Origin of the sequence: Anaeromyxobacter sp. SG66 (assembly GCF_022690805.1) — a bacterium.
GTDB classification, from domain to species: Bacteria; Myxococcota; Myxococcia; order Myxococcales; family Anaeromyxobacteraceae; genus Anaeromyxobacter; species Anaeromyxobacter soli.
The window spans coordinates 1-3,462 of record NZ_JALCZC010000199.1 but is presented as its reverse complement, the minus strand read 5'-3'; the positions used below and the strand labels follow the sequence as shown (position 1 = coordinate 3,462).

General features: G+C 74.8%; 2 protein-coding genes and 1 pseudogene. 2 read left to right on the top strand and 1 reads right to left on the bottom strand.

Going from position 1 to position 3,462, the window contains the following annotated elements; translation table 11 throughout:
* Positions 1 to 261 (bottom strand): annotated as a pseudogene (locus tag MNZ39_RS23660) (molybdopterin molybdenumtransferase MoeA); the annotation flags it as partial.
* A gap of 72 nt (positions 262 to 333) precedes the next feature.
* On the opposite strand from MNZ39_RS23660, the gene MNZ39_RS23655 reads away from it, so the two are divergent.
* The gene (locus MNZ39_RS23655; RefSeq protein ID WP_242341536.1) at positions 334 to 1,182 is read left to right on the top strand and encodes a TIGR00266 family protein; all 849 of its coding nucleotides are present in this window, start codon (positions 334 to 336) and stop codon (positions 1,180 to 1,182) included.
* A gap of 2 nt (positions 1,183 to 1,184) precedes the next feature.
* The coding region (rnr, locus tag MNZ39_RS23650; protein ID WP_242341535.1) for a ribonuclease R at positions 1,185 to 3,462 on the top strand (2,278 nt) is incomplete at its 3' end.

Below are 3,462 nucleotides of genomic sequence, written 5' to 3'. Positions count from 1 at the left end.
CAGGGGTCCCGGCGCCGGCCGGCCGGCGTACACCTCGAACGCAACGGGGAGGCGCGCGCCCGCGCGCGACGCGTCGGCGGCGCGCAGCGCGTAGCCGTCCATGGTGGAGGCGTCGAACGCCGGCACGTCGCGCGCGGCGGAGAGGTCCTCGGCGAGCGCACGGCCGAGCGCGCCTTCGAGCGGGACGCGCTCCGCGGGGAGCGGCGCGAGGTCGGACAGCGCGGCGAGGATGCGCGCGCGGGCGGCGGCGGGCGTGAGCACGAGGGGTTTATACACCGCGGGCGCCCTTCTTCCTGCGGTGCGCGCTGCGCCGCGCGTGTAGACTCCCGCGCCATGACGTGTCCCTCCTGTGGTGCGGCCGTCGCCGCCGGCGCCTTCTGCTCGGCGTGCGGCGCTCGCCTCGCCCCCACGCCCACGACGGGGGCGGCGCACGACGCGCCGGTCCTCGCGACCACCTCCGCCGGCGCCGCCCTGCGCTACCAGCTCGTCGGCGGCAGCGCCTTCGCGTCGGCGCGCGTCGAGCTCTCCCCCGGGCAGTCGATCCGCGCCGAGGCGGGCGCGATGGTGGCGATGAGCGGCAACGTCGACCTGCAGTCGCAGCTCCAGGGCGGGCTCGTCGGCGCCCTGAAGCGGATGGTCACCCGCGAGTCGCTCTTCGTCTCGACGTTCACCGCGACGGGCGGCGCCGGAGAGGTCATCCTCGCGCCGCCCGTGCCGGGCGACGTCATCGGCGTCGAGCTCGGCGGGCGCGCGCTGCTCGTGCAGTCGTCCTCGTGGCTGGCCTCGGAGCTGGAGGTCCGGCTCGACACCGAGTTCGCCGGCTTCCGCGGCCTCTTCGCCGGCGAAGGGCTCTTCTTCATCCGCGCCTCGGGCGAGGGCACGATCCTGCTCTCCTCGTTCGGCGCGATCGTGCGCCGCGCGGTCCCCGCCGGCGTGCGCTATGTCGTGGACACGGGCCACGTCGTGGCGTTCGATGCGCGCATGCCGTTCGAGGTGCGCAAGGCGAGCCGCCGCGGCTGGGTGCGCTCCTTGCTCTCGGGCGAGGCGCTCGTGGCGGAGTTCGCCGGCCCCGGCGAGGTCTGGCTGCAGACCCGCAACCTGCGCTCCCTGGCGGGCGCGCTCTTCCCCTTCTTCCCGACCCAGCAGCAGGGCGGGGGGCTCGGGCAGCTGTTCGGAGACTGACCATGGCGCACGAAGGCCAGGAGCGGCGGCGGACCGCGATCGTCGAGGAGCTGCGGCGCGCGGGGGGGAAGGCGCTCTCCGTTCGCGAGCTCATGCAGCGGGCGAGGCTCCACCCGGGCGAGCGGACGGAGGTGAAGCGGGCGCTGCGCGATCTCACGCGCGAGGGGCTCCTTCACCGGGACGGGAAGCGCTTCTCGCTCCCGGGCGCCAAGCCCGCGGGGGCGCCGGCGGCCGCGCTCGCCCCGGTCCGCGAGCGGCGCGGCCTGCGCCGGCCGGGCCGTGGCAACGAGGTGGTGGGCACGCTCAAGAAGCACCGGGACGGCTACGGGTTCGTGGCGCGCATCGACCGCCAGGGCGACGACGTGTTCCTGCCGCCCGGCGAGGCGTCGCAGGCGCTCGACGGCGACCTGCTCCGCGTCGAGATCGTGCCGGCGCGCGGCGGCCGCACCGCGGGCCGGCTCGTCGAGATCGTGGAGCGCCGCCGCAGGCTGCTCATCGGCACCTACCACGCGCGCGGCGCGCGCAGCTTCGTCGTCCCGGCGGACGAGGAGCTCGGCGAGGTCGTGCCCGTGCCGGAGACGAGCGCGGCGCAGGACGGTGACGTGGTGAAGGTCGCGCTCGAGCCCGGCACCGGGCGGCTGCAGGGCAAGGTGGCCGAGGCCATCGGCCGCCCCGGCGAGCCGCGCGTGGAGGTGCTGAAGGTCGCCTACGCGAAGGGCTTCGCGGACGTGTTCCCCGCGCCGGTCCTGGCGGAGTCGCAGGCGATCCCCGATCACGTCCGGCCCGAGGATCGCCAGGGCCGCCGCGACCTGACCGCGCTCCCCCTCGTGACGATCGACGGCGAGGACGCGCGCGACTTCGACGACGCGGTGCACGTGGAGCGGCTCGAGGGGTCGAAGGGCAGGGGGCTCTACCGGCTCGTCGTCGCCATCGCCGACGTCGCGCACTACGTCCGGCCGGGCTCCGCCCTCGACACGGAGGCGTCGCGGCGCGGGACGAGCGTCTACTTCCCGATGCAGGTGCTGCCGATGCTGCCCGAGCGGCTCTCGAACGGCATCTGCTCGCTCAACCCCGCCGTGGACCGGCTGTGCATGGTCGCCGACCTCGTCCTGGACGAGCGGGGGGAGACGCGCTCGGCGGAGGTCTACGAGGGCGTGATGCGGAGCGCCGCGCGCTGCACGTACACGGAGGTGGCGAACGTCCTCGCGGGCGAGCGCGTCCCGGAGCGCGAGCGGTTCAAGGAGCGCTTCGAGCTCATGGCGGAGCTGCAGGAGAAGCTCACCGCCATGCGGGGGCGCCGCGGCGCGCTCGACTTCGATCTCCCCGAGGCGAAGATCGTGCTCGGCGAGGACGGCCAGGTCGTCGCGATCGAGAAGCGGCCGCGCAACCGCGCCCACCGGATCGTCGAGGAGTTCATGCTCGCCGCGAACGAGGCGGTGGCGCGCTGGTTCGGCGCGCGCGAGCTGCCCACCATCTACCGCGTGCACGACGTGCCGGACGAGGAGAAGCTCCAGGCGTTCCTCGACCTCGCCGAGTCGCACGGCTTCGAGGTGCCGGAGGTGCCCGGGCCGCAGGCGCTGAACGCGCTCCTGGGGCGCTTCAGGGGCCACGCGCAGCAGCGCGCCCTGAACCAGCTGCTCCTGCGGGCGATGATGCAGGCCATCTACTCGACGGAGAACATCGGCCACTACGGGCTCGCCGCCGAGCACTACCTGCACTTCACCTCCCCCATCCGCCGCTACCCGGATCTCGTCGCCCACCGGCTCCTCAAGGAGGAGTGGGCGCGCCGGCACGGTCAGTCGACGCGCGAGACGCCGGCCTCGGTGCTCGCGGAGCTCGCCGCGATCTCGTCGGAGCGCGAGCGCGCGGCGATGGAGGCCGAGCGCGACATCGCGGCCTACTACGCGGCGCTCTTCATGAAGGACAAGGTGGGCGAGCGGTTCGAGGGCGTCGTCTCGGCGGTGGTGGAGTTCGGGCTGTTCGTGGAGCTGAAGCGCTGGTTCGTCGAGGGGCTCGTCAAGATCGAGGACCTCGGTGGCCTGCCCGAGCTCGACACCGAGCTGCACGCCCTCGTCGATCGCACGACGGGCCGCGCGTTCCGGGTGGGCGAGGAGGTCACGGTGGACGTCGTCTCCGCGAGCCCCATCCGGCGCCGCATCGAGCTGAAGCTCGTGGAGGAGGCGAAGGCCGCTCCCAAGGGGCGGAAGCGCCGCGGGGCGGAGCAGGTCCTCGCGGAGGCGGAGGCGGCGGTGCGCGCACCGCGCGCGCGCGCCGCGGCCG